Source organism: Pseudomonas sp. GNP012, from assembly GCF_054343835.1.
Genome location: NZ_JBTGUU010000001.1, coordinates 2,162,670 through 2,189,543, shown reverse-complemented (window position 1 = coordinate 2,189,543; position 26,874 = coordinate 2,162,670). Strand labels below are relative to the sequence as shown.

Here is a 26,874-nt window from a genome sequence, read left to right as displayed (position 1 = left end):
TTTTTACGATGAATTTTTCCCAATTCTTCATTTCGCGGCCGATCTTCGCAGCGGTGCTTTCGCTGCTGATCCTGATCGCCGGTGCGATCTCGCTGTTCCAGTTGCCGATCAGCGAATACCCGGAAGTCGTGCCGCCGACCGTGGTGGTGCGCGCCAACTTCCCCGGTGCCAACCCCAAGGTCATCGGTGAAACCGTGGCCGCTCCCCTGGAGCAAGCCATCACCGGCGTCGAGAACATGCTGTACATGTCCTCGCAGTCGACCGCCGACGGCAAGATCACCCTGACCATCACCTTTGCCCTGGGTACCGACCTGGACAACGCGCAGGTGCAGGTGCAGAACCGCGTGACCCGGACCGAGCCGAAACTTCCCGAGGAAGTGACGCGCATCGGTATCACCGTGGACAAGGCATCGCCCGACCTGACGATGGTGGTGCACTTGACCTCGCCGGACAAACGCTACGACATGCTCTACCTGTCCAACTACGCGATCCTCAACATCAAGGATGAACTGGCGCGGCTGGGCGGTGTCGGCGACGTGCAGCTGTTCGGCATGGGCGACTACTCGCTGCGGGTCTGGCTCGACCCGAACAAGACCGCTTCGCGCAACCTGACCGCCACTGATGTTGTCACCGCCATTCGTGAGCAGAACCGCCAGGTGGCCGCCGGTGCACTGGGCGCGCCCCCTGCCCCGAGTGCCCAAAGCTTCCAGCTGTCGGTCAACACGCAGGGCCGCCTGGTCAGTGAAGAAGAGTTCGAGAACATCATCATTCGCTCTGGCGACAACGGTGAGATCACCCGTCTCAAGGACATCGCTCGCGTCGAACTGGGTTCCAGCCAGTACGCCCTGCGTTCGCTGCTGAACAATCAGCCGGCGGTGGCGATCCCGATCTTCCAGCGCCCGGGTTCCAACGCCATCGAAATCTCCAACGAAGTCCGGGCAAAAATGGCCGAGCTGAAGAAGAGCTTCCCTGAAGGCATGGACTTCAGCATCGTCTATGACCCGACGATCTTCGTGCGCGGCTCGATCGAGGCGGTGGTTCACACCCTCTTCGAAGCACTGATTCTCGTGGTGCTGGTGGTGATCCTGTTCCTGCAGACCTGGCGCGCCTCGATCATTCCATTGGTGGCTGTGCCGGTTTCGCTGATCGGTACCTTTGCCGTGATGCACCTGTTCGGTTTCTCGCTCAACGCCCTGTCGCTGTTCGGCCTGGTACTGGCCATCGGTATCGTGGTCGACGACGCCATCGTGGTGGTGGAGAACGTCGAGCGGAACATCGAGCTCGGATTGACCCCGATTGAAGCCACCAAGCGCGCCATGCGTGAAGTGACCGGCCCGATCATTGCCACGGCGCTGGTGCTGTGTGCGGTGTTCGTTCCGGCGGCGTTCATTTCCGGGTTGACCGGGCAGTTCTACAAGCAGTTCGCCCTGACCATTGCGATTTCCACGGTGATCTCGGCCTTCAACTCCCTGACCCTGTCGCCGGCGCTGGCGGCGGTATTGCTCAAGGGCCACGACGCACCGAAAGACCGTTTCTCCAGGGTGCTGGACAAGATGTTTGGCGGCTGGCTGTTCCGTCCGTTCAACCGTTTCTTTGAAAAGGCCAGCCATGGTTATGTCGGCACCGTTGCCCGTGTGATCCGCTCAAGCGGCATCGCCCTGCTGCTGTACGCCGGCCTGATGGTCCTGACCTTCTTCGGTTTCTCCAGCACCCCGACCGGTTTCGTACCCGGCCAGGACAAGCAATACCTGGTGGCCTTCGCGCAATTGCCGGATGCCGCGAGCCTGGACCGCACCGAAGACGTGATCAAGCGCATGTCCGACCTGGCCCTGAAACAGCCTGGCGTGGAAAGCGCGGTGGCCTTCCCTGGCCTGTCGATCAACGGTTTCACCAACAGCCCGAACGCCGGCATCGTGTTCGTGACCCTCAAACCGTTCGACGAGCGTAAAGACCCGAGCATGTCCGCCGGTGCGATTGCCGGTGCCTTGAACGGCCAGTACGCGAACATCCAGGAAGCCTACATGGCGATCTTCCCGCCGCCGCCGGTGCAAGGCCTGGGCACCATTGGTGGTTTCCGCCTGCAGATCGAAGACCGGGGCAACCTGGGCTACGACGAGCTGTACAAGGAAACCATGAACATCATCGCCAAGAGCCACAACGTGCCGGAACTGGCCGGCCTGTTCACCAGCTACACGGTGAACGTGCCGCAGGTCGATGCCGCCATCGACCGGGAAAAAGCCAAGACCCATGGCGTGGCCGTCAGCGACATCTTCGACACCCTGCAGATCTACCTGGGTTCGCTGTATGCCAACGACTTCAACCGCTTCGGGCGCACCTATCAGGTCAACGTTCAGGCCGAACAGCAGTTCCGCCTCGAATCCGACCAGATCGGCCAATTGAAAGTGCGTAACAACAAAGGCGAGATGATCCCGTTGGCGACCTTCATCAAGGTCAGCGACACCTCGGGCCCCGACCGCGTGATGCACTACAACGGCTTCATCACCGCTGAAATCAACGGTGCTGCAGCTCCCGGCTACAGCTCCGGCCAGGCCGAAAAAGCCATCGAGAAACTGCTCAAGGAAGAACTTCCGAACGGCATGACCTACGAATGGACCGACCTGACCTACCAGCAGATTCTGTCCGGCAACACCGCGCTGTTCGTGTTCCCGCTCTGCGTCCTGCTGGCGTTCCTGGTACTGGCGGCCCAGTACGAAAGCTGGAGCCTGCCACTGGCGGTAATCCTGATCGTACCGATGACCCTGCTGTCGGCCATCACCGGTGTGATCGCCTCCGGCGGTGACAACAACATCTTCACCCAGATCGGCCTGATCGTACTGGTGGGCCTGGCGTGCAAGAACGCGATTCTGATCGTCGAGTTCGCCAAGGACAAACAGCTGGAGGGCCTCAACCCGCTGGCCGCGGTACTGGAAGCTTGCCGTCTGCGTCTGCGGCCGATCCTGATGACCTCCTTCGCGTTCATCATGGGTGTTGTGCCGTTGGTGTTCTCCAGCGGTGCCGGTGCCGAAATGCGTCACGCCATGGGTGTGGCGGTGTTCTCCGGGATGCTCGGGGTGACCTTCTTCGGTCTGTTGCTGACGCCAGTGTTCTACGTATTGATTCGTAACTTTGTCGAGCGTGGCCAGGCGCGCAAAGCCGCCAAGGTCGCCCTGAAGCTGGAGTCGCACTGATGAGTTTGAAAGCCTTCCTGCCGAGCCTGCTGGTCCTGGCCTTGAGTGCCTGTGCCGTGGGTCCGGATTACCAGACGCCCAACACCGAGGCGGCCAACATCACGGCCGCCACCGATGGCGCCGCCGGCCAGAAGAACTTTGACCGTTCGCGTTTCGAAGGCATCTGGTGGCAGCAGTTCGAAGACCCGACCCTCAACCAGTTGGTGACACAATCGCTCAAGGGCAACCGTGATTTGCGCGTCGCTTTTGCCCGCTGGAAAGCCGCACGGGCGATCCGCGATGACATCAGTAACGACAACTTGCCGGTCGTCACCAGCCGTGTCAGCAGTGACCTGGGCAAGGGCCAGATTCCGGGCCAGACCACCGACCGGGTCAACAGCGAACGCTACGACCTGGGCCTGGACATGGCCTGGGAGATCGATCTGTTCGGCCGCATCCAGCGCAACCTGGAATCGGCGAATGCCGAGCAACAGTCGCTTGAAGCCGATCTGTACCAGCTTCAGGTGAGCATGATTGCCGAACTGGTGGATGCCTACGGTCAACTGCGTGGAGCGCAACTGCGGGAAAAGATCGCCCTGGCCAACCTGGAGAACCAGCAGGAGTCGCGCAAGATCACCATCAACCTGCGTGATGCCGGTGTCGGCGATCAACTCGATGTGGAACGTGCCGATGCGCGACTGGCGTCTGTCGAAGCCAGCGTGCCGCAATTGCAGGCCGAGCAGGTTCGGCAGAAGAACCGTATCGCCACGCTGCTGGGCGAGCGTCCGGACAAGCTGACCGTGGACCTGAGCCCGAAAGACTTGCCGGCGATTGCCAAGGCTTTGCCGATCGGGAATCCGGGTGAGTTGCTGCAACGTCGCCCGGACATTCGCAGTGCCGAGCGCCAATTGGCGTCAGCCACGGCGCGGATCGGCGTGGCCAAGGCCGACCTGTTCCCGCAAGTCAGCCTCAGCGGCTTCCTTGGTTTCACCGCCGGGCGCGGTTCGCAAATCGGCTCCTCGGCGGCCAACGCCTGGGCGCTCGGCCCGAGCATCACCTGGGCAGCGTTTGACCTGGGCAGCGTGCGCGCCCGTTTGCGCGCCGCCGACGCCGATGCCGAAGGCGCCCTGGCAACGTACGAGCAGCAAGTGTTGCTGGCCCTGGAAGAATCGGAAAACGCGTTCAGCGACTACGGCAAGCGCCAGCAGCGCCTGATCTCGCTGATTCGCCAGAGCGAGTCCAGCCGTTCCGCTGCCGATCTCGCCGAGATTCGCTACCGCGAAGGCACCGCCGATTTCCTCGTGCTGCTCGACGCCCAGCGTGAACGCCTGGCGGCCGAAGACACCCAGGCCCAGGCCGAAGTCGATTTGTATCGCGGCATCGTCGCCATCTACAAGGCCCTCGGTGGCGGCTGGCAGCCTGAGACGGTCGCCAGCAATTAACCCGATGGTTTAAAGCGCTCCTTTGGTTGGCCGCAACCAACCAATTCCTTTGCCCTGCGTCTCATTCGGTCGCGGGGCTTTTTTTGCCTTTTCAACGGTAATGTAGATCCCTTGTGGGAGCGGGCTTGCTCGCGAAGGCGGTGTGTCAGGCAATGCAAATGTCAAATGACACACCGCATTCGCGAGCAAGCCCGCTCCCACAGGGGTTATTGTTGGTCTTTGGATTTTTGGCTTTCCTGGACGGTCACGGTGGCCGTGGTCCCCGCCCTGAGTTTGTCTTTACCGGCATAGTCGGCATCGATCTCGATCCGCACCGGCACCCGCTGCGCCAGTTTGACCCAGGTGTAACTGGGGTTGATGCTGGCCAACAGGCGACCGCCCGGCAGGTTTTCCCGGTCGGCAATGGCAAAGGCAATGCTCTGCACTTTGCCGCCGAAGGTTTCGCCACTCATCAACTCGATCCTGACCCGGTCGCCCTCGCCGATCCGTGGCAACTTGGTCTCTTCAAAGTAACCGCTGACATAGAACGAATCGCTGTCCACCAGCGCCAGCAATGGCCCCCCGGCGGAAGCATAGTCGCCTTCCCGGGTCAGCAGATTGGTGACAAAGCCGGTCACCGGGGAGACGACGTGGGTACGCTGCAGATCGAGCTCCGATTGGGTCAAGGCCGCGATGGCCAGTTGCACGTTGGCCTGGGCCAACACCAGGTTGGCCTGATTTCGCAGCAGATCCGCCTGGGCCACCGACACATCGGTGTTGGCTTTTTCCCACTCTTCGCCGGAAATCGCCGAACGGTCCTTGAGCGTGCGCCGCCGTTGCTCCTCGCTCTGACGTTGTTTGAGCAAGGCCTCGCTGGCAGCAATGGACGCCTGGGCCTGCCCGAGCGAGGCTTTCGACACCTCGACGGCACGCTTGGCATGCTCCACCGCCAGCGTGTAACGCGCCGGATCGATCTCCAGCAGCGCCTGGCCCTTGTTCACATGTTGGTTGTCCTGCACGGCCAGGCTGACGATTCGCCCCGAAACATCAGCGGACAGGGTCACCACATCGGCACGCACCCGGGCATCCCGGGTCCAGGGGGCACGGGTGTAATGCTCCCAGGCGAACCAGCCCAGGATCAAGGCCAGCAGTACCACCGCCAGCGTCGTGAGTCGGGGAAGGATGTTCTTCAAGGCATCAGACTCCCATCACCAGTATCAACGTGGCGCAAACGCAGACGTACAACGCGCCTTCGAACAAGGCCTCATGCCAGACGAACTGCAGCACACCGAGGCGGCGCAGCACCCAGTCCAGCAACAGGAAAATCGGCAAGCCCAGCAGCAACGCCTGGGCAATCGGGGGCAGATAGGCGCCACCCACTTCCAGATCAATGGGCAAGGACAGGGTCTCCTTCAATGCCGGAGGGTTGAAAGTAGCCGCGATAACGCTCGACGAACGACACCACGATCAACAGCGCCACGCGCATACGGAACACTGACCACAAGCGCTCATGGACATCGGTATGCAGGGCATCCAGTTCGTCGCCCAGGGCGTGCAGGCTATCGAGTACCCGGGTCACTTCGACCCCGGGTCGGCCGGCGACCAGCCTGCCCGTTTCCCGGACAGTGGAAAACAGGCGACTTTGCAGATCCGGACTCAACAGTGCGTTGTTCTGCCCCTGCTGCCTGAGCTGATTCAAGGCAATCCCCAGCGCCATGCAGGCCAGGCTGACTTGAAACCGCTCATGGGATTTGGCCTCCTGCGTTGCCGGCAGCAGCCCCAGCATCATGGTCAGGCGATCAACCATGCGGCTCTCGAAAGCAAATTGCTGTTCATCGGTCGGCGCGGTTTTCAGCAAGGCGTATACCTGTTCGCCGTTCTCTTTATAGAGCCGCCTCATGCGCAAATCCGGTCTGAACGGAAAGATCAGCGCATAGACGCTCAACGCCAGCACGGTCGCGCAGGTATAGGCCCCGGCAAATTCGAACCACTGGATGGCGGTGTTTTGACCGATCCCCACGTTCAACGGACCGAGCAGCAGAAAAGTCGTGAGCCCCAGACCAATGCCGGTGCCTGTCGTGGCCGGGCTGGCCAGCCCCACTGCAACGGCATAGAGCAAGGGCGCCAACAGCAAGGCAAGCATCTCGAAATTGCTGACCATCGGCACGAACAGAAACTGCAGGAGCGCCGAGGCCACCAGTGCCAGCCCGAATCCCCTCGCGTAGCTTTGCACGGCCAGCAGCGGTCTTGGAAAGGTCGACATCAGCGAGCAAAGGATGCCCACCAGCACCATCCCGCCTCGCGCACCGTCCCAGCCGGTTTCGATCCAGATCAGGCCGCAAATCAACAGCGCGGAAAAAGCCCGGATGGCATTCATGGTCGCCAGGGTGAAGTCCAGATGCAGCGGATTTTCCCGCCCGCGAAACACGCTGCTGGCCGGTCGCCCGCTCTGGATGGCGTCACTCAATTCCAGAATCTGCTCCAGCTGCTGCAGCAGGCGAGCCTGCTCCCAGCGCAGCGACCAGGCCAACGAGCGCAAGGTGGCCGGCAACGGCTCGGTCAATTGTTCGGCTCTGTAGGCCAGCTCATCAAAGCGTTGTTGCAACGACGTGAAATGATGGCGCTTATCACTGGAAAGCGAACGCCCTTCCCGCGCCAGCTCATCGAGAAACGCCAGTTCTTCGGCCCGCAAACGTTGAATTTCCTCGGGCAACTCGCCCTCCCAACGCTCGGTCAACAGCAGCCGCTGGTGGCGCAGGGCTGTCAGCCGCGCGGTCAACAACACCAGTTGGTTGCCCAGTAGTTGCACCAGGCCGTTGGCACTGCGCAACCGCGGCGCATCGAAGTACATGTGCCGGCGCACGCCCTCCAGACCGCTGATCTGGCCCAACAGCTGCATTTGTCGCTGCTGGAAATCGGCTTCGCTCTCTTCGGTGCGGATGACGGCGCTGGCATGGGTGGCCAGCAACCGGGTGATCTGGTCGATCCTGGCGAAGTAGTCACGGGCCACGGCTTCAGGCCTGGCGGTCAGCAGGCTGACCAGACACACGCAGGCCACCGCCAGCAAGGTCTCGGTGACGCGGGTCACCGCCAGCAGAAACATGCCGTCCTGATCCGGCACCGCCAGCAAGGCCACCACCACAGCGGTGTAGCCGCTGAGGACAAACGCCTGGGAACTGGTATAGCGCAACAAGGTGCCACCGGCGGTGCACAACGCCAGCCACAATGCCAGGGTGGTGATGAACGGCAGCGGAGCCTGGGGAAAGATCGCCATGATCAACACCGCCACGGCCGCGCCCAACGTGGTGCCGATCACCTGGCCAAAACTGCGGGCCAGCACCATGCCGCCCAGTGGCTGGCTGATGATGACCACGGCCATGATCGACCACTTGGGTTGGTCCAGATCGAACAAAAACGCCAGGTACAGGGTCAATAACCCCGCCGCGATGGTTCGCAAGGCAAACAGCAACACCCCGGGGCCGGGGTTGAGCATGGCTTTGAAGTATTGCAGTAGCGCTTGCATGGGAAAGCCTGTCGGACTGTCTCCAGCAAGCGTAGTCATTTGTGCGGCGCCTCGACAGGAATCCCTGCCGAGGCGATATTCAGGTTTACTGGTTGGCCCGCTAGCCGCTCAGAGGGAAAGTAATGCCTGTACTATTAGTTGCTGCTTTCTGCTTCGGAAGTTTAACATTTGAACCATGTTTAGGAGTGCTTAGTGCAACACTTCTGCCGATGGCTGTTGGGTTGGGGTAGAAGATTTCGTTAGCGTCATAAGCGCCTAGTATTTTTTCCGGTGGAATGTCATTTGGGTAGTTGATCTCGTGGGGCTTTTTTCCAAGTTTTGAGGCGGGATGCATTGCCCATTGTTGATTTTGATACAAATGAAAACCCTCTATATCTCGACCATCAATGACATACGTGTATCCTTTTTTTCCGCCTCCATAGAAATACGCGCCCTGACCACCCTCCTTGTAATAAGCGGAGGTCGATATCCCCATTCCATCCATATCAAGTGCATCTTTACCTCCACCAAAACCACCCTGCATTCCATTAACCTGCTTTATATCTATGTATGTCTTTCGTAACTTGAAACCCTCCTCAAAAATTTCGCTTGGCGGGCGCATATCCCCTCGCATGACGACCCCCCTATACACATAACCCTTTGATGGCCCACCAAAATACGTCACCCCTGTTCTATCCATTAATTTTTGCGCCACTTTCGGCCCACGATTCAATCGCATAAACTTGTTTGCAGTTCGATGATTTATAAACTTCAAGTCAACCTTTGAAAGTATTTCCAGGATATCCTTCTCCACAGGAGCGACCCATCGAGATATTTTTTTTACTGCTTCCAGAATGGGATTTTTTGGCGTTTTTATTGGTAAATACTTAGCTACATCATCTGGCACACGCCCTGACGAAGCCATCCGCTCGATTACTTCATTGCCAATTTTTTTGTATGAAGACTTGGGAATAGCTTTACCAGCCACTTTCCCTATAAATGGCCCGACAAGTTCAAAAATGGCTCCACGTAACGCATTGGCCTTGTGTTGCGCTGCCAGGCCCGGATCGTCCTCCAGTTCACCTCGTACATAAGTTGCCCCTACCGAGCCAAAGCCTAACAACATCGACATTCCCGCTGCTAGAGCACCAGGGCCAGGAATAAATGCGGTGCACATCGACAGCATGGCAAGTGCATCGGACACCAATGCCAAAATGGCATCTGTCATGCGCTCGGCGAAGGTTGAGGTCAACGTGTCTATGGCAGCCTTGACTTGATCACCTTGTCTTTTGTAAAGCTCCTCATAAATCGCTTCGACATCACTGTCTGGCCATCCAAACAGAATAGGCTCATAGGATAACTTTCCATCTATCTTTTTTGCGAAAAATGAAGGAAGGTTAAATATGTTAAAAAAATCCAATGGTTCCAGTTCTAATTTTTTAGGATCGATAAAACCCAGGCTGTACTTGAAGTCATATTCGCCCCGCCCCAAAAGTTCATTCAGAGCAATTCGCATGGACAAATTACCTCGCAGCTCTGGAAACTGCTCGATTGACTTCGTTCTTTGTCTCAATTCGGGAGGGTGCTCGATCACCGTGCTGTTCCCACCCAAAAAAACGAACAACCCCCCTGAATTACTCCAGTCTTGCAAATAAACGGCGTTACTCACTTTGTGAGGAGTACTGAGACCATCATCACGAATCGAGATCGTTTGCGCCTTGATCTTGCCATCAAGAAACTTCTTTGCAATATTCTTGTTTTGCGCCGTGCCCTTACCTTCCTGCAGGAATACTTTCAGGGCGCGTTCCAGTTCTTTTTGCTTGCCAACCCTCCAAAAATCAAAAACATCTGGCTGTGAAAGTATTCCCTGCGCGTGCTCGTTATACAATTCCAGAAGATCCATCTCGTCAACCTGCGCAATAAACTGCGACGTGTAACGATCAGGCCACGATATGGTAATTGATTTGCCGTTCGCTTCTTTCTTATGTTGCCCCGTAAATAATTGTGCTAGATTATATCTTTTCCTAATATGCTCTCCAGGCGTGTGCTTCTCTGGCAACCCTCGAAACCAAACTGTGAATTTGGTTTTATAATTCAGCGTTGACTTTATGTCCTTCGGCAGATTCGAACCAGCAATGGTTTCCTCGATGACTGTCCGTATAAAAACTGAAGGATCGGAAACCTTTTGCAGGCCTTCAAGCGTATTGATGAATCTGTCAGCTGCCTGACCAATCGTCATACCAGGAGCTATTTCCTCGTCCGGGCGACCTGTTGCGCGAGCGTTTAATGAGTGTTGTCCCGCCTCGACTAGCCAACGAGCAGAAGCATGTGCGGATACGCCTTTTTCATTTATTTGCATGTTACCGCCCAGGCTTCGTTTCCTGCGCACGCCACCATGGATGTCATCAGTTTCCACCTGAGCTGAAGCATGCTCCGTGGTTGAACCTCCTCCTGAATATTCCTCGAACTCCTCGAATTCTTCGTGAGCATCGGCAGCCGCCAACTGGATAATTTCTTCGAGATAATCCTGGTAAGTTACATCGGCACTACCGTGGACCGTCTGTTTTAAAAGCGCCTCGATATCTTCTATCAGCTGTGGATCGTCGCCCGGATCAAGATATTCGGATTCGCTGATACGCTGTAGAACCCTATCTGCAAATTCTGGCTGTTCATCAAGTAGCTCAGTGATGCCCTCTATTGTATTTTCATGAACAACGAATGCTTCATCAGGTTCAAAGTCAGGTTTTGAGTTCGATTGTCTTGCTTCGGCAGTTTCGTCATTGGCAGGCAGAAACCAACTGATGTAAAAGTTGCTGATCGCCATGTAGGCAACAAAGACTCCCGCGGGAACATGCGAATTGCGCTCTATCAAGTCTCCCGTTCGGCTCAGGACCGCGACGCCCGTGCTGAGCAAACGCCCACTCATTGCACTCAGCCAATTGCCCAGTTGCTCTCCCAGTGCGTCCATGTCGGGCATACGGGACCAGAATGAATCGGAGGGCAGAGCTTCGGTTGTCGGGCTGTAGACTTGTTCATTCAGCAGAACTTTAACCTCACCCAGCTCTTCGGCATAAGCGCTGTTCCAGGGCGTAATGCTGTTGATGACCCGGGTTAAAACGCCGTCCAACTGCGCGGCAAACTGTTCGAACGAATGGGAGGCGGCATCGGGTTGATGTCCCGACAAATCAGCCGAGGATGCCGGCAGACCTTCGGTTGCACCCCTGCTCGTTTGATCGTCTTGTGTCGAAGCCGGTCGACCGATTGCAATATGCCTGCTGTCCAATCTCAACGCCCCGAACGAATCCAGCACATTGCAGACCCACAAAAGCCTGGCAGCAAACCCCTCGGGCATGCTCGAGCCTTTTGTGCTGACGTTCAAGTAAAAGTCGGCGTTGCGCTCGAATGCCTGCAAGGTCGATAGCAGAGTCGTGGATTTCTCGGTGGTTGGCTTTGCATCTTGCGCGGGTTCCGATGAGTTCACCGGCGTTGAAAATGAATTCGGTGGCTCGAGCGGGCTTTCCAGCCAGCGAGGGTCGATCAGCCACTCCTGCCAAGTCTGTTTATACTCTTCAGCAGGTTTAAGCTGATTGCAGATCGCCTCTACCTCTATCGCAAAGCGGTCCGGCCACCGCACTCGCTCGCTTTGTAGCGGCTTGCGCAGTTCATCAAGGAACTTGACCAACTGCTGATGCGCATCCTTGGGAGAAGGCCGAACAACGCACGCGTCTTCAAGCATCATCAGGGCGCTATTGAGCACGCTTTCACTTGAAGGACGAATATAGGTCCGGGCTTGCTGTGTAATTTGCTTGAGGGCTGCCCACTGAGAGTCTGTAAGCAACTCGTTGTTTGCCACTCGTTCATTCAGCAGCGCTGTTGAACGATCCAGCTGTGACTGGATAAAGCCCGTCACCCGCTCGGGGGTTAGTCCACTCGTAAACCTGATGTTTTCACCCAGCGCCGCCTGCCATTGGCCGGGCGGCAAATGACAAACCACATCAACTATTGTTTTCAAACGATCGTCGTTCGTCGATCCCAATTGTCGGATCGAACGAAACATTGCGTCTGCAAATAGATCGGCAATGGCTTTGCCAGTGTTCGTTTGCAAAATACCGCTTCTCAGAACAGCTAGCATTTCTTGCTCGGTAAGAGACGCCGTCTGCAATTGCGCCTTGAGTTCTGACCACTGCTGTTCGAGATCATCCTGACTGGTGAAGCGATCTTCGAAGGCGTTGCGTGCGAGCATTGGGGGTGAACTATCGACACTAGCGCCCGTGGACCTTGCAGGTGCACGACCGGACTTGTGCAGAACCAGGGGCGTGTTCTCGGTATGCCGGACCTCGTCGGAAACCAACGTTCTATTCATTTGATCGCAGGTTAAAGAGGTTGTGGATGGCGCATGAATGATGCTTGTGACGCTAGGAGGGAGAGGCACTCGGGATTTTCCGTTTCAGTTGACTCAGTTCTCGCGAGGCTACGCACTGTCACGGTAAACGACTTGTAAAAAACGCTACTGAAACGCCCACCAGGAACATGGCGACGGCATCTCAGAGCCACGCAGGTTTGACTCCCTTCCCAGACTGATCGAAGCTGGCACTCTTTTGCTGATGCCTCATCTCCCGGATTTTTGCATGCTCCAGTCCCGCCGCTATCTGTTTATCAGCCTCTTCGCCCTGCTCGTCATCGGCCTTGCATGGTTTTCCCTGCGCGATACCACCCCGGTGGTTCCCGAAGCCATCAAGCACGGTTACAGCGAAGCGCTGGCAGCGGCCCGGGGTGGTCAACCCGGTGCCGCGCGGGTGCTCTATCAGCAGTTGAAGCGTCCGGACCTGTCCCCCAAGCGCCGTGTCTGGTTGCATGCCGAGCTGCCCAATTATCCAAGCTCGGTGGCCCTGAAACTGGCGGATGCCGACTTGCAGAACGAGTCGCCCGAAGTGCGTATCGCCGCAATCAGGAGCATCAGCGCCCTGGTACCCAACGGCCAGCGCAGTCTTTTGCTGGGGCCATTGCTCGATGACAACGATCAAAGCGTGCGGCTGGCGGCAATCAATGCGCTGCTGGGGTTGTCCCCGGATGAACTCGGCTTGTATTTCGGGCCGCTGGAGCAAGCCATCGATGCCTGGGAGCTCGTGCTCAAGAGCGAACCGCAAAGCGCCGAAAACCAATATCAGCTGGCCCGGCTGCACCTGCACAACGCCGAACTCAAGCAAGCCCAACAGGCGCTGGACAACACCCTGCGCCTGGCGCCGGACAACCTGCCGGCGCTGGTGCTGCAAATCGAAGTGCTGGACAAACAGGGCCAGAACGACGCCGCCCGGCAACTATTGGCCAGGCAACTGCAGGCACAGCCCAACTCGGCCTATCTGCAACACGCCCTGGGGCTCTGGCTACTGCATCACGACCAAAGCGAATTCGCCCTGCTCGGCCTGTCCAAGGCCGTTGAGCTTGAACCCGATAACCGGAATTACCGCTACGACCTTGCGACCACGTTGCGCGGTGAGCAGGAACTCGAAGCGGCGCAGATACAGTTGCAGGAAATCGTTCAACGCCATCCGAACGATCGCAAGGCACGGGTGCTGCTGATCAACTACTGGAAGGAAAGCGGGCAGCTGCAAAACGTGCAGATCCTGACGGCACAGCTCGAACAGATGAACCCTGATGATCCGTCGTTGCAGCAGGGGCTCTGAAAGCAAAAGATCGCAGCCTTCGGCAGCTCCTGCAGGGTAGGTGTAGGAGCTGCCGCAGGCTGCGATCTTTTTGCGTTAAAAAAGGTTGAACGCTCGTCCGGGCCAGGGGTCAAGTGAAAAGGCAGCCCGTTGCGGCTCTTCGAAGTGGCTGCCTCATTGTTCCTGGCCACAAGAGGACTCTTATTTGTCTCTAACCAACGAATTGAACCGTACCAAAGCCGCCACCGGTATCGAGGGCCTGGACGATATCCTCGATGGAGGATTGTCCCGCGGTCATGTGTTTTTACTCGAAGGCGAGCCGGGAACCGGCAAGACCACGGTGGCGCTGCACTTCCTGTTGGCTGGCGCGCAAGACGGCGAGCGTTCCTTGTATATCACGCTGTCTGAAACCGAACGCGAGCTGCGCCAGGGCGCCTTGTCCCATGGTTGGGAGATGGACGACAACGTCCACATCTTCGAGCTGACGCCTCCGGAAAACCTGCTCAATGCCGAACAGCAGCAGACGTTGCTTTACTCCTCCGACCTTGAACTGGGCGAGGCCACCCGCCAGATTTTCGAAGTGGTCGAACGGGTCAAACCGACCCGCGTCGTCCTGGACAGTCTTTCCGAAATTCGCCTGCTGGCACAAAGCTCGCTGCGTTATCGTCGGCAGATTCTGGCCATCAAACATTATTTCGTGCGTTATGACGCCACGGTCTTGCTGCTCGACGACCTGACCACCGAGTCCCTGGACAAGACCGTGCACAGCGTCGCCCACGGCGTGATTCGCCTGGAAGAGTTGACGCCAAATTACGGTGCCGAGCGACGGCGCGTGCGCGTGGTGAAGTACCGCGGCCAGAAATACCGGGGCGGCTTTCATGACTTCACCATCGCCAGCGACGGCGTGCATGTATTTCCGCGTCTGGTGGCCGCCGAACATCGCGGTCAATACCTGCGCCAGCAATTGACCAGTGGCATCCGGGAAATGGATGCGCTGTTGGGCGGCGGTATCGAAACCGGGTCCAGCACCTTGATTCTCGGTCCGGCCGGGACCGGCAAATCGCTGATATCCATGGTGTTCGCCGCCGCGGCGGTGGCCCGGGGTGAAAAAGCCGCGCTGTTCATCTTCGATGAAGAGCTGGGGTTGCTGTTCGAGCGCATGAAGAACATCGGCATCGATTTGCAGGCCCTGCAAGACAGCGGCAATTTGCTGGTCGAACAAGTGGACGCCGCCGAGCTGTCTCCCGGAGAGTTCTCCCACCGGGTCCGGCGCTGTGTCGACGAAGGCAATATCAAGACCGTGGTGATCGACAGCATCAATGGCTATCAGGCGGCAATGCCGGAAGAGAACGCCCTGGTACTGCACATGCACGAGCTGTTGCTGTACCTCAATCGACAAGGCGCCGCGACCTTCATGACGGTTGCCCAGCATGGCCTGGTCGGCGACATGCAGACCCCGGTCGACATCACCTACCTGGCCGATACGGTGATCCTGCTGCGTTACTTCGAAGCCCTGGGCAAGGTACGCCGGGCCATTTCGATCATCAAGAAACGCACCGGCAGCCATGAATCGACCATCCGTGAATACCGCATCAGCGCCCAGGGCATGACCATCGGTGAACCGCTGGAAGCCTTCCAGGGCGTACTGCGCGGGGTGCCCACCTATCTCGGGGCCAGCAACCCCTTGCTTGCGGAAGATATCCGGTGACTGCGGTGCTGGCGACACCCGAGCGCACCCTCATCCTTGCGCCGCGAGGGCGTGACAGCCAGATTGCCTTGATGATGCTCAACGAAGCCGGGTTTCACGGGGTAATCAGCCAGGACCTGCCCGGACTGTGCGCCGAGTTGGAACTCGGTGCCGGCCTGCTGCTGATTTCCAGCGAAGCACTGCTGGGCAGTGATCTCGAACCGTTGATCCGGCTGATTGAACAACAGCCCGCGTGGTCGGACCTGCCGATCGTGTTGATGACGCACCATGGCGGCCCGCAACAGAATCCGGCATCACGTTTCGGTCCGCAATTGGGCAATGTCACCTTCCTCGAACGGCCCTTTCACCCGATCACACTGATCAGTCTGGTCACCACCGCCTTGCGCGGACGGCGACGACAGTACGAGGCCAGGGATCGGCTGATCGACCTGAGCCAGAGTGAATTGCGCCTGCAAAACACCCTCGAAACCCTTGAGCAGCAGGTGGAAGAGCGCACTGCGCAATTGCGTCACAACGAAGAGGCGCTGCGCCAGTCGCAGAAAATGGAAGCCGTCGGCCAGCTCACCGGCGGCATCGCCCATGACTTCAACAACATGCTGACCGGCATCATCGGCAGCCTGGAACTGTTGCGTCGACGCCTGGCCCGGGGGCGTACCGAAGATCTGGACAGCCTGATCGACCTGGGGGTGACCTCGGCCAACCGCGCGGCGGCCCTGACTCACCGCCTGCTGGCGTTTTCCCGCCGCCAGTCGCTGGATTCCAAACCCGTTGAGATGAATGCCCTGGTGATCTCCATGGATGAACTGCTGCAACGCAGCATCAACGAAAGCATTCGCCTGGACATGCAACTGGACCAGCAACTCTGGGTAGCCGAAGCCGACCCCAATCAACTGGAAAGCGCCCTGCTCAACCTGGTGATCAACGCCCGCGACGCCATGCCCAATGGCGGCAGGCTGGTGGTCTCGACCTCGAACCGGCACCTCGACGAGGACTTTGCTCAGTCCCAGAGCAATCTCGATGCGGGTGATTACGTCGTGCTCAGCGTGACCGACACCGGTTGCGGCATGGCGCAAAGCATCGTCAACCGCGCCTTTGACCCCTTCTTCACCACCAAGCCGATCGGCCAGGGCACCGGGCTCGGTTTATCCATGATCTATGGCTTCAGCAAGCAGTCAGGCGGTCATGTCGTCATCCACAGCGTAGTGGACGAAGGGACCACGGTGAGTCTGTTTCTGCCACGCTTTGGGGGTGACCTGCCTCATGAGCATCCGGCCAATGTCGAACACTCGCCCTTCACCAACAATGGCGAGACCGTATTGATCGTCGAGGACGATCCGGCGGTGCGGGTGCTGATCAGCACGGTGTTGAGCGATCTGGGTTATGCCTTCGTCGAAGCCTGTGATGGCGATAGCGCGGTGCCGATACTCGATTCGGCCCAGCGCATCGACCTGCTGATCAGCGATGTCGGCCTGCCCGGCATGAATGGCCGGCAACTGGCGGAAATCGGCCGGCAGTTACGGCCCGATCTCAGGGTGCTGTTCATCACCGGCTACGCCGAGCACGCCGCAGTGCGCGGCGGGTTCCTCGATCCGGGCATGCAGATGATCACCAAGCCGTTCACCTTTGATCTGTTGACAGCGAAGGTACGGGAAATGATCAGCGCCTGAATGCTTACGAAAGCATGTCCTGCATCAGTTCCTGCAACTTATCCAGATCGAATGGTTTGTCCAGGATCGGCGCCTTGCGCGTGATCGGGCTGTCGGTCTCACGGATTTCCTGGGCATAGCCGCTGATGAAGATCACCTTGAGTTCCGGTCGCAGCTTCACGGCGGGTTCGGCGATCTGCACGCCGGAGATTCCACCGGGCAGGCGGAAGTCAGTGATCATCATGTCCAGGTGGGGTTTGCTCGCCAGGATTTCAAAAGCCTGTTCGCCGTTTTCGGCCTGCAATACGCGATAACCCTCGCCCGACAGGTAAGCGGACAGCACCATCAGAATCGAGGGATCGTCCTCGACAACGAGTACTACGTCTTGTGCATCTTCGCTCATGGGAAGCCTTTGTTCGGTCAATTGCTGCTGATACGACCGTGGGGTCGATCAGAGGTTGCGTTTATCTGGCTGTTTTCCTACAGCGGCAGACAAACGCGAAACAAGGCGCCCTCGCCAATCCGGCTCTGGACGGTGATTGTACCGCCATGGGCGGTCACGATCTGTTCTGAAATAAACAATCCCAGGCCCAGTCCGGCGACGGCCTGCCTGGCCGATACGCGCTCGAACTGCTGGAATATGCGCGTCTGGTTTTCTTCGCTGATCCCGATCCCCTGGTCGCGCACGTCTACCAGCGCCAGGCCCCCTTTACTGTATACCTTCACCGAGACCGGGCTCTTGGCCCCGTAGCGCAAGGCATTGGTCAACAGGTTGGATATGACCTGCTCAATCCGAAATTCATCCCAGTTTCCGATCACCGGTTGCTCGGCATCGAGGGTTACCGACGTCTCGGCGGCGTCGATCTGCCGGGAAAAATTGTGCAGCAAATCGCGAACCAGCGTCGAAAGATCGAACCGTGTCGGTCGGATCGACAGCTTGCCGGTGCGAATGCGCGAGACATCGAGCATATCCTCGATCAGGCGAATGAGGCTTTTGATCTGCCGCTCGTCGCGGTCGACCATGGCGTGCATCTTGTCCAGGGTGAAGGCGGCGGCGTTGTCCCGGGCCAGGTGCATCTTGCGCAGCTGGGTTTCAAGGATCAGGCCGTTGAGCGGTGTGCGCACTTCGTGGGCGACGATGGACATGAAGTCATCGCGCATGCGCACCGCTTGCTCCAGTTCCAGCTGGGTGTTCTGCAGTTGCTCGAGCAGGGCTTCCTGTTCGCGGCGGCTTTGCTCAAGGGCCAGCACTTGCTCCTTCATCGCCTTGCTCTGGCGGTACAGGTCGACGAACACATTGACCTTGCTCTTGACCGCGTGGATGTCCAGAGGTTTGTGCAGGAAGTCCACGGCGCCGCTTTCATAGCCCTTGAACGCGTAGTTCATTTCACGCCCGGCGGCGCTGACAAAAACGATCGGGATGTTCTTGGTTTTTTCGGTACCGCGCATCAACTCCGCCAACTCGAAGCCATTCATGCCAGGCATCTGCACATCGAGGATGGCCATGGCGAATTCGTGTTGCAACAGCAATGACAAGGCTTCGTCGGCGGACAGCGCCTTGTACACAATCCGGTCCTCACGCCTGATCAGCGCTTCAAGCGCCAGCAGATTCTCCGGCAGATCGTCCACGATCAGCAGTTTGGCCTGGATATTACTCAGCATGCGATTCGTTCCATCTCGACAAGCAGACGGCCGATGCCGCGTACAGAAAGTATGTGGTCTGGCCGGTGCATATCCAGCGCAGCCTGGGGCATGGTGGCGACCTGAGCCTCTTGCGGGTCTTGCACGATGGTGATGCCACCGCGCTGTTTGACCTGGACCAGCCCGTGCGCGCCATCGCGGTTGGCGCCTGTGAGCAGGACTGCAGCGAGCCCGGCACCGTAGGCATCGGCAGCCGATTCGAACAGGTAATCGATGGCGGGGCGCGAATGATGCACTCGAGGCTCCAGGCTCAGGGAAAAGCTACGGTCCCGCTCCACCGACAGGTGATAACCGGGCGCTGCGAAATACAGCGTGCCGGCCTCGACCGCAGTCTTGTCGCACGCCTCCAGCACCGGCATGGCCACCCGGCGGGCAAACACATCCGCCAGCTGGCTGCGGCGTTCGTCCGGCAGGTGCAGCACGACAATGATCGGCAACACAAATCCTTCGCGCAGCGGTCCGAGGATGTTCAACAGCGCCTCAACGCCACCGGCGGAGGCACCGATCACGATCGCTTCGATAGCTGGCAGGCTCGTTGCACTGTTCATGTTTTTCTATAGATCCGTTCTTGTTTGACCAGCGGCTCGAACTGATCGCCAAAAGTCGAGAAATCCGGGGTTTCCTTGCTGCCCAACACCAGGAATCCGCGATGACAGAGGGACTCATGAAACAGTCCGAACGCTCGATCCTGAAGCTTTTTATTAAAATAAATCAATACGTTACGACATGAAATTAATTGAGTTTCGGAGAACACACTGTCCGTCGCCAGGCTGTGATCGGCGAAGGTCACGTTTTCGCGCAGTGTCTTGTCGAAAATCGCGTACCCATAGGCCGCCGTATAGTAGTCGGCAAAGGAGCACTGGCCACCGGCCTGCTGGTAATTAGCAGTGTAGGCACGGACGTTCTCCATCGAGAAAATCCCTTGCTTGGCTTTTTCCAGAGAGCGCGGATTGATGTCGGTCGCGTAGAGGATGGTACGGTCGAGCAAGCCCTCTTCGCGCAACAGAATGGCCATCGAATACACCTCTTCCCCGGTGCTGCATCCGGCGATCCAGATCTTGATCGAGGGGTAGGTTCGCAACAGCGGCACCACTTCCTTGCGGATGGCCAGGAAGTGCGAGGGGTCACGAAACATCTCGCTGACCGGGATGGTCAGCAATTGCAGCAATTGCATGAAAGCGGCCGGATCGTGCAGGACCTTTTCCTGCAGCGCCGAGATGGTCTGGCACTCGAACTGACTCAACGCATGATTGACCCGACGCTTGATCGACGCGCCGGAGTAATCGCGAAAGTCGTAGCTGTACTTGAGGTAAATCGCCTCGATCAACAGGCGCAATTCGATTTCGCTGCTGCGCTCCCCTGAAAAATGGCGCTCCACTAGATGCGTTCCATCTTCGGCAACCACACGCGAATCAGCGAAAACAGGCGGTCCAGGTCGATGGGCTTGGCCAGGTAATCGTTGGCGCCGGCTTGCAGGCAGCGCTCCTGATCATCCTTCATGGCCTTGGCCGTCACCGCGATGATCGGCAATTTGCGCCAACGCGGGACCTTGCGGATTTCAACAGTGGCTTCAAAGCCATCCATTTCCGGCATCATCACGTCCATCAACACCAGATCGATGTCCTCCACTTCATTGAGTCGTTCAATCGCTTCCCGGCCGTTGCGACCAATGACCACGACTGCGCCCTTTTGCTCCAGCGCGCTGGTGAGGGCGAAAATGTTGCGCACATCATCATCCACCAGCAGCACCTTGCGCCCTTCGAAGACCCGGTCGCGACTGCGGGCGACCTTGAGCATCTTCTGCCGGTCATGGGACAACCGCGATTCGACTTTGTGCAGAAAAAGTGTCACCTCGTCCAAAAGCCGCTCCGGGGAACGCGCGCCCTTGATAATGATCGAACGCGAATACTTGCGCAGTTCAGCCTCTTCATCGCGGGTCAGGTTGCGCCCGGTATAGACGATGACGGGCGGAAAGGAGCAGATGTCTTCGGTGGACATGCGCTTGAGCAGGTCGTTGCCGAGCATGTCAGGCAGCTTGAGGTCGATGATCATGCAATCGAAGACCGACGCGCTCAGCAGGTCCAGTGCCTCCTGCGCCAGGCCAACGGCGGTGATCTCTATGTCATCGTCGCCGATCAGGCGGGCAATGCTGTCGCGCTGCAGGTCGTCGTCCTCGACCAGCAGTACACGTTTGACCTTCTGGGTCAGCTTGGCCTCCAGGCGCGCAAATACGTCCTTGAGTTCCTCGCGGGTGGTTGGCTTGACCGCATAGCCAATGGCGCCCATGTGCATCGCCGCTTCGACCCGGTCCTCGACCGAAATCACATGCACCGGGATGTGCCGGGTTTCGGCGTGCTCTTTCAGGCGTTGCAGCACGGTCAGGCCGGAATGATCCGGAAGCCGCATGTCCAGCAGGATCGCGTCGGGGATGAACGCCTTGGCCAGGTCGTAGCCTTCGTCGGCGCCATGGGCCACCAGGCACTGATAACCCAGCTCATGGGCAAGATCGTAGAGGATGTGCGCAAAGTTCGACTCGTCCTCCACCACCAGAATGCAGCGGCTGGTGAACGGCCCCTTGTGGCGATCGTCGTCGAAACGCGCAATGTCGACTTCGGCCACCAATGGCGACAACGTGGGCGGCACTGCATTCGGCGCAGCCGCCACCGCAACGGCCCTCATCGGTTCGACAGGCTCCTCGCCCGGTTCCACGTACTGCTGCGGCATGACCAGGGTAAACACACTGCCCTGCCCCGGTTTGCTGGTCACGCTGATGGAACCGCCGAGCAGCGCGGCCAGATCGCGGGAGATCGACAAGCCCAGCCCTGTGCCGCCGTAGCGCCGATTGGTGGTGCCATCGGCCTGACGGAAGGCTTCGAAAATGCTGTCGTGCTGATCCGCCTCGATGCCGATCCCGGAATCGCGGATGCTGAACGCGATGCCGTCATTCGGCGCCGCGGCGACGGACAGGCTGACGCTGCCGCTTTCTGTGAACTTCACGGCGTTGGACAACAGGTTCTTGAGCACTTGCTCCAGGCGCTGGCGATCGGTGAACAGCATCTGCGGCACGCCGTCCTGCAAGTCCACCTGGAAATCCAGTTGCTTGTCCATGGCCAACGGCTGGAACAGGCCCTGTAGGCCATCGACCAGGCGTGCCACGCTGGTGTTCTCCGGACGGATTTCCAGCTTGCCGGCCTCGACTTTGGAGATGTCCAGAATGTCGTTGATCAGGTTGAGCAAGTCATTGCCGGCACAGTAGATCGACTCGGCGAACTTCACTTGCTCGGCCGTGAGGTTTTCTTCCGGGTTTTCCGCCAGTAGCTTGGCCAGGATCAACGAGCTGTTGAGCGGCGTGCGCAGCTCGTGGGACATGTTGGCGAGGAATTCGGACTTGTACTTGCTCGAACGCTGCAATTCCAGCGCGCGCTCTTCGAGCTGGATCTGCGCCTGATTGAGTTCGGAGTTCTTCAGGTCCATGGCGTCGCGTTGCTCGGCCAGCACTTGTGCCTGCTCGGCGAGTTGTTCGTTGGTCTGCTCCAGCTCCACCTGCTGGGTTTCCAGGTGCGCCTGGGACTCCTTGAGCACCCGCGACTGTTCTTCGAGCTCTTCGTTGGCGGTCTTGAGCTCTTCCTGCTGCACCTGCAACTCTTCATTGAGCTGCTGGGTTTCGGCCAACACTTCCTGCAAGCGCTGGCGATAGCGTGCGGACTCGATGGACGTGCCGATGTTGCTGGCAATCAACTCCAGCAATGCGACATCGCGGTCATTCAGCGGACGCAGGAAACCCAACTCGATCACGCCATTGACCCGGTCGTCGTCGCTGGTCGGCACCACCAGTACACTGCGCGGCAATCCGTCACCGAGGCCGGAGCTGACCTTGAAATAATCCCCCGGCACCTCGTCCAGGCGAATCAGCCGCGCCTGCTGCGCCACCTGGCCGACAATGCCTTCATCGCTGTAGATCTGCTGCTCGCGCTCTTCCTGTTCGCGGGAAAAACCGTAGCTGGCGATGCGTCTGAGACCGCCGTGGTCTTCGCGAACATAGAGCGCCGCCACGACGGTACCGAGGTACTGCGCGCAAAACTGCAGGATGTTGCGGCCCAGCAGGTTCAGGCTCAACTGTCCCAACACCTGCTCGGCGAGCTCGGTCTGACCGTTGCGCAGCCAGGCCTGTTGCTCCAGGCGCTGGGCACTGGCTTGTTGGGCTGCGAGATTGACACTGTAGCTTTGAGAAAGGCTGAGCAAATCGCGACGCCCGACATACGCCAGCAAACCACTGACGCCGGCGATGAACAACAGATAGAGGCTGATGCTCCAGACCGTGGTGCGGCGCACCTCATCATTGCGCGTGGTGCGCAACTGTTGTTCGGAGTCGATCACCTCCTCGAACTGCTTGCGAATTTCATCAGTCAGGCGTTTGCCCCGCCCGGCCTTCACCACCGAGCGATAATCACCGCTGCTGCGCTGCAAATCGATCAACGATTGCGCATAGCTGGCCCACTCCTGTTGCAATGCCTGCAACCGCAGCAAGCGGTCAGTCTGCACCGGGTTGTCGGCGGTCAGCTCGAGCAAGGTGTTGAGGGCCACGGCAATCCGCGGCTTGGCGGTTTCGTAAGGGTCGAGGAAATGCTCGTCGCCACTGAGCAGGAAACCGCGCATCCCGGTTTCCAGGTCCACGGTCAGCTTGACCGCTTCATTGGCGTTATTGATCACCCGGTCGGTGTGTTCCACCCACTGGATCGTCGACAGCAGATAGGTGATCAGCGAAACGAAGAACACCGCGCTGATAAGGCCCAGCCCCAACGGCAGGCTGATATTGCGGCTCAGGAGTTTACGAAATCGTTGCTCATCAACCGAGGACGCAGAGGTCATGGGGCAGGCCTTGTCGAACTGTCAGAATGCAAGGAGTTTGCCCCAAAACTGGCACATGGATCCATTTTTCTGACATGTTTTCGCGCATAGGCCTACATTCCGCTGCGCCCACGCTAAACGGCGGGTTATCCTTGCTGATCTGCGTTGCATGCTTTTTTTGCGCCACCTCGGGAACTTGTCTGGATCTGCCACTTACTGATGCTAGAGGCCGGTGATTTCCAGCGACCGGCAATGCCAAACTTATTCAGGAAGTCGACTATGTCATCCGCCAACGCCTACACCATCCTCGTCGTCGAAGACGATGCCATCGTGCGCATGCTGATTGTCGACGTACTGGAGGAGCTGGAGTTCAAGGTGCTGGAGGCTGACGGCAGCGTACAGGCGCTGGAGACGCTCGGGGACTCGAAGCAACGCATTGACCTGATGATGACGGATGTCGGCCTGCCGATCATGGATGGTCGCGAGCTGGCCAAAGAAGCACGTGTCTTGCGTCCTGACCTGCCCATTCTGTTTGCCAGCGGTTATGCCGAAAGCATCGACGTCCCCCCCGACATGCACGTGATCGGCAAACCCTTCTCCATTGATCAGTTGCGCGACAAGGTCAAAGGCATTCTCGGGTGACCTAGCGATCCACTGTGGTTTAATGCGCGCCGTTTTTGTCCCTGCCCTGTCTTCGCTTCAAGGAAATTCCGTACATGATTGAGCCCCGCGCAACCAAAGTCCTGGTCATTGGTTACGTCTGGCCCGAGCCCCGTTCTTCGGCGGCCAGCGGGCATGTCATGCAGATTCTCGAGGTTTTCCTGCAGCAAGGCTGGGACATCACCTTCAGCAGCCCGGCAGGTTTCGGCGAACAGCGCGCAGACCTGACGGCGCTGGGTATTCGTGAAGTACCCATCGAGCTGAACAACAGCAGTTTCGACACCTTCATCAGTGAACTGGCGCCGGACATCGTGTTGTTCGATCAATTCATGATGGAGGAACAGTTCGGTTGGCGGGTCGAGAAGTATTGTCCCGATGCGTTGCGCGTGCTGGAAAGTTGCGACTTGCAAAGCCTCAGGCATGGTCGGCATCAACGCCTCAAGGAGCGCTTGAAGGCCAGCGAGGACAACAATGACTTCAGCGGCCTGTTCGCCCCGGCGTCGGGTGAAGAGTTTGAACACATGGCCAATACCGATCTGGCCAAGCGCGAGATCGCCTCGTTTTATCGTTGTGATTTGACGCTGATGGTTTCCGAAGTGGAAATCGAATTGCTGGTCGAGCAGTTCAGGATCCCGCGCAGCCTGTTGCACTGGTGCCCATTGATGGTCGATCTTCCGGCCAGCGCGCCAGTAGAGTACGAAGATCGCGCGCATTTCCTGCACATCGGCAACTTTCGCCATGCGCCCAACTGGGATGCCGTGCTCTGGCTGAAAACCGCGATCTGGCCGCTGGTTCGCGCGCAACTGCCTGATGCGCAGTTGCACATCTATGGCGCGTACACCCCACCCAAGGCCACTGCCCTGCACAACGCGGCACAGGGCTTTCATGTACTTAACTGGGCAGAAGATGCCTTGCAGGTGATGTCCAAGACTCGGGTGTGCCTGGCACCGCTGCGTTTCGGCGCCGGCATCAAAGGCAAGATCGTCGATGCGATGCTCTGTGGAACACCCAATGTCACCACGCCAGTGGGCGCGGAAGCCATGCACGATCAAGAGCCCTGGCCCGGTGCCATAACCCGTACGGCGCGCGAGTTCGCCGACAGCGCCGTGCGGCTTTATCAGGACAAGGCGCAGTGGCTTGTCGCCCAGGCCCAGGCCCGTCACCTATTGAGCAGCCGCTACCCGCAGTCCACCCATGGCCCTGCGTTGATCGAAAGGCTGATCGAATGCCAGAGGCATCTGCCACAGATCAGGCGCGATAACTTTACCGGCAGCATGTTGCGCCATCATCAACACAAAAGTACCCAGTACATGGCGCAATGGATCGAGGAAAAAAATCGCAATCAAGCACACACCTTGTAGCGCTCGCCCATATCCCCATCAAAACGCCGACAGGATACTCACTGAATTCCGTCGGCGTTTTGCATTTCAGGGTGGCTAACCTATTCAAGGCTCCGCGACGCTGTAGATAAGTAACACCACTCCCTTTGTCACTCCGGATAGTTTCGGGCTGCCTTGAACTTGAAGCCTTCAGGTTGCCAGTGCATTCAGACATAGGAACAACCATGACAGTCAAAAAAACGGAATTTATCTACAAACAGAACTGGATAAGCAACATCCTCGACGTAGACAGATTAAAACTCACCGATATTGTCTGGCCCTGCACCCATAACGCAGGGATGGACAAAAAAGCACCTGATTTTGATGATGTGACCGGTAACTGGACCACTTGCCAGAGCGATTCATTTGCCTGGCAACTGGCCAATGGCGCACGGGCCTTGGATATTCGCCTCGAATACGCGGAAGATCCGCAAGCGGTTTTTTACTTTCAGCACAGTGGCCATCGCTCGGGTCGGGTACTGGACGAATTAATCGAGGCAGTGCTGTCGTTTCTTGATCACAACCCGGATGAATTCCTCGTACTGGACTTTCATGAACTCAGGGATGGCAGCAAGCCTTTCGATTATAAGAAGCTCAACGACCAACTGGTGCGGCGACTCGGGATGCGGGTCATACTTCCCGCCAACAGGCATGCCACCGTGGGCGAACTCAAGCGCTCCAGTACAAGGCGGCGAATTGTCATGGCGGCGCAGTTCAGGTCTGGTCTGGACGATAACTATTTCTGGCCGCGTATCCCCCACAAATGGCGCGACAGTTCATTCACCAGTTCCGGCGATCTGCGGACCTATATTGCGAAAACCCTGAAAAATGCGTCTTACGACACATTTTTTTGGTCATTGTCGGCAACTGCCTACACGCTATTTGGCGGGCCAAGGAATATCAAACAAGAGATCAACGACTGGTTCAATACCACCGCAGACTGGGTGACGCGTTGCAGCATCATCAATACCGACTTTTTCGACACATCTGAAATTGTCCGTTACTGCTGGAGTGCCAGCAGCATGAAGGCCGTTTACGGCCCCTCACTGCACAAAACATGATCGAGGCGAGCAAACAGCAAAGTGCGCACAACTCGCGCTCGCTGGCCTGCCGCTACCCAACATCCCGTATGAAGTTGATGATTGACCGCGCGCGTCCCACGACAAAATACTTGACCGC

General features: G+C 58.1%; 17 protein-coding genes. 8 read left to right on the top strand and 9 right to left on the bottom strand.

Going from position 1 to position 26,874, the window contains the following annotated elements; genetic code table 11:
• The first annotated feature begins 8 nt into the window (after positions 1-8).
• Complete coding sequence (locus ACXX83_RS09810; protein ID WP_217838350.1) at positions 9-3,188, top strand: efflux RND transporter permease subunit; 3,180 nt, start codon at positions 9-11, stop codon at positions 3,186-3,188.
• The gene (locus ACXX83_RS09805) at positions 3,188-4,609 is read left to right on the top strand and encodes an efflux transporter outer membrane subunit (RefSeq protein ID WP_458548284.1); all 1,422 of its coding nucleotides are present in this window, start codon (positions 3,188-3,190) and stop codon (positions 4,607-4,609) included. The genes ACXX83_RS09810 and ACXX83_RS09805 overlap by 1 nt, the downstream gene beginning before the upstream one ends.
• Before the next feature lie 206 nt (positions 4,610-4,815).
• On the opposite strand, the gene ACXX83_RS09800 is transcribed toward ACXX83_RS09805, so the two are convergent.
• From ACXX83_RS09800 to ACXX83_RS09785, 4 genes are all read right to left on the bottom strand, one after another.
• A complete protein-coding gene (locus ACXX83_RS09800; protein WP_458548282.1) occupies positions 4,816-5,781 on the bottom strand; it encodes an HlyD family secretion protein in 966 nt (321 codons plus the stop codon).
• Positions 5,782-5,785: 4 nt separating this feature from the next.
• Positions 5,786-5,986, bottom strand: coding sequence for a DUF1656 domain-containing protein (locus tag ACXX83_RS09795; protein WP_015095039.1), 201 nt, complete (start codon positions 5,984-5,986; stop codon positions 5,786-5,788).
• Positions 5,976-8,111 (bottom strand): FUSC family protein, encoded by a 2,136-nt coding sequence (locus ACXX83_RS09790; RefSeq protein ID WP_126045780.1) that lies wholly within the window; start codon positions 8,109-8,111, stop codon positions 5,976-5,978. Before ACXX83_RS09790 ends, ACXX83_RS09795 begins: the two co-directional genes overlap by 11 nt.
• A 100-nt stretch (positions 8,112-8,211) precedes the next feature.
• A complete protein-coding gene (locus ACXX83_RS09785; RefSeq protein ID WP_458548281.1) occupies positions 8,212-12,333 on the bottom strand; it encodes a hypothetical protein in 4,122 nt (1,373 codons plus the stop codon).
• Between the two features lie 385 nt (positions 12,334-12,718).
• Here ACXX83_RS09785 and ACXX83_RS09780 point away from each other — a divergent pair, with 385 nt between their 5' ends.
• The 3 genes from ACXX83_RS09780 (at position 12,719) to ACXX83_RS09770 (ending at position 17,128) form a co-directional block, all read left to right on the top strand.
• Positions 12,719-13,774, top strand: coding sequence for a HEAT repeat domain-containing protein (locus ACXX83_RS09780; protein WP_458548280.1), 1,056 nt, complete (start codon positions 12,719-12,721; stop codon positions 13,772-13,774).
• A 184-nt stretch (positions 13,775-13,958) separates the two neighbouring features.
• Positions 13,959-15,461 (top strand): ATPase domain-containing protein, encoded by a 1,503-nt coding sequence (locus tag ACXX83_RS09775; protein WP_458548279.1) that lies wholly within the window; start codon positions 13,959-13,961, stop codon positions 15,459-15,461.
• Positions 15,458-17,128 carry a response regulator gene (locus ACXX83_RS09770; RefSeq protein WP_458548277.1) on the top strand — a complete coding sequence of 557 codons (1,671 nt, stop codon included), beginning with the start codon at positions 15,458-15,460 and terminating at the stop codon, positions 17,126-17,128. The genes ACXX83_RS09775 and ACXX83_RS09770 overlap by 4 nt, the downstream gene beginning before the upstream one ends.
• Positions 17,129-17,132: 4 nt before the next feature.
• On the opposite strand, the gene ACXX83_RS09765 is transcribed toward ACXX83_RS09770, so the two are convergent.
• The 5 genes from ACXX83_RS09765 to ACXX83_RS09745 form a co-directional block, all read right to left on the bottom strand.
• On the bottom strand, positions 17,133-17,510 hold the full coding sequence (locus ACXX83_RS09765; protein ID WP_007970583.1) for a response regulator: 378 nt from the start codon (positions 17,508-17,510) through the stop codon (positions 17,133-17,135).
• Positions 17,511-17,587: 77 nt separating this feature from the next.
• On the bottom strand, positions 17,588-18,769 hold the full coding sequence (locus ACXX83_RS09760; RefSeq protein ID WP_458548275.1) for a hybrid sensor histidine kinase/response regulator: 1,182 nt from the start codon (positions 18,767-18,769) through the stop codon (positions 17,588-17,590).
• Complete coding sequence (locus ACXX83_RS09755; protein WP_458548273.1) at positions 18,763-19,356, bottom strand: chemotaxis protein CheB; 594 nt, start codon at positions 19,354-19,356, stop codon at positions 18,763-18,765. The genes ACXX83_RS09760 and ACXX83_RS09755 overlap by 7 nt, the downstream gene beginning before the upstream one ends.
• On the bottom strand, positions 19,353-20,186 hold the full coding sequence (locus ACXX83_RS09750) for a CheR family methyltransferase (RefSeq protein ID WP_458548272.1): 834 nt from the start codon (positions 20,184-20,186) through the stop codon (positions 19,353-19,355). Before ACXX83_RS09750 ends, ACXX83_RS09755 begins: the two co-directional genes overlap by 4 nt.
• Positions 20,186-23,677: a response regulator gene (locus ACXX83_RS09745; RefSeq protein WP_458548271.1), complete on the bottom strand. Its 3,492-nt coding sequence runs from the start codon at positions 23,675-23,677 to the stop codon at positions 20,186-20,188. Before ACXX83_RS09745 ends, ACXX83_RS09750 begins: the two co-directional genes overlap by 1 nt.
• Before the next feature lie 258 nt (positions 23,678-23,935).
• On the opposite strand from ACXX83_RS09745, the gene ACXX83_RS09740 reads away from it, so the two are divergent.
• From ACXX83_RS09740 to ACXX83_RS09730, 3 genes are all read left to right on the top strand, one after another.
• A complete protein-coding gene (locus ACXX83_RS09740) occupies positions 23,936-24,298 on the top strand; it encodes a response regulator (protein ID WP_458548270.1) in 363 nt (120 codons plus the stop codon).
• 74 nt (positions 24,299-24,372) lie between these two features.
• A complete protein-coding gene (locus ACXX83_RS09735; protein ID WP_458548268.1) occupies positions 24,373-25,677 on the top strand; it encodes a glycosyltransferase in 1,305 nt (434 codons plus the stop codon).
• Positions 25,678-25,880: 203 nt separating this feature from the next.
• The gene (locus tag ACXX83_RS09730; RefSeq protein WP_458548267.1) at positions 25,881-26,756 is read left to right on the top strand and encodes a PI-PLC domain-containing protein; all 876 of its coding nucleotides are present in this window, start codon (positions 25,881-25,883) and stop codon (positions 26,754-26,756) included.
• Positions 26,757-26,874: the final 118 nt, after the last annotated feature.

Bases quoted from the DNA above. Each gene is read 5' to 3' on its own strand.
- ACXX83_RS09810 (WP_217838350.1), top strand. From the start codon at position 9: ATGAATTTTTCCCAATTCTTCATTTCGCGGCCGATCTTCGCAGCGGTG.
- ACXX83_RS09805 (WP_458548284.1), top strand. From the start codon at position 3,188: ATGAGTTTGAAAGCCTTCCTGCCGAGCCTGCTGGTCCTGGCCTTGAGT.
- ACXX83_RS09790 (WP_126045780.1), bottom strand. From the start codon at position 8,111: ATGCAAGCGCTACTGCAATACTTCAAAGCCATGCTCAACCCCGGCCCC.
- ACXX83_RS09785 (WP_458548281.1), bottom strand. From the start codon at position 12,333: ATGCTCGCACGCAACGCCTTCGAAGATCGCTTCACCAGTCAGGATGAT.
- ACXX83_RS09780 (WP_458548280.1), top strand. From the start codon at position 12,719: ATGCTCCAGTCCCGCCGCTATCTGTTTATCAGCCTCTTCGCCCTGCTC.
- ACXX83_RS09765 (WP_007970583.1), bottom strand. From the start codon at position 17,510: ATGAGCGAAGATGCACAAGACGTAGTACTCGTTGTCGAGGACGATCCC.
- ACXX83_RS09760 (WP_458548275.1), bottom strand. From the start codon at position 18,769: ATGCTGAGTAATATCCAGGCCAAACTGCTGATCGTGGACGATCTGCCG.
- ACXX83_RS09755 (WP_458548273.1), bottom strand. From the start codon at position 19,356: ATGAACAGTGCAACGAGCCTGCCAGCTATCGAAGCGATCGTGATCGGT.
- ACXX83_RS09745 (WP_458548271.1), bottom strand. From the start codon at position 23,677: ATGACCTCTGCGTCCTCGGTTGATGAGCAACGATTTCGTAAACTCCTG.
- ACXX83_RS09740 (WP_458548270.1), top strand. From the start codon at position 23,936: ATGTCATCCGCCAACGCCTACACCATCCTCGTCGTCGAAGACGATGCC.
- ACXX83_RS09735 (WP_458548268.1), top strand. From the start codon at position 24,373: ATGATTGAGCCCCGCGCAACCAAAGTCCTGGTCATTGGTTACGTCTGG.
- ACXX83_RS09730 (WP_458548267.1), top strand. From the start codon at position 25,881: ATGACAGTCAAAAAAACGGAATTTATCTACAAACAGAACTGGATAAGC.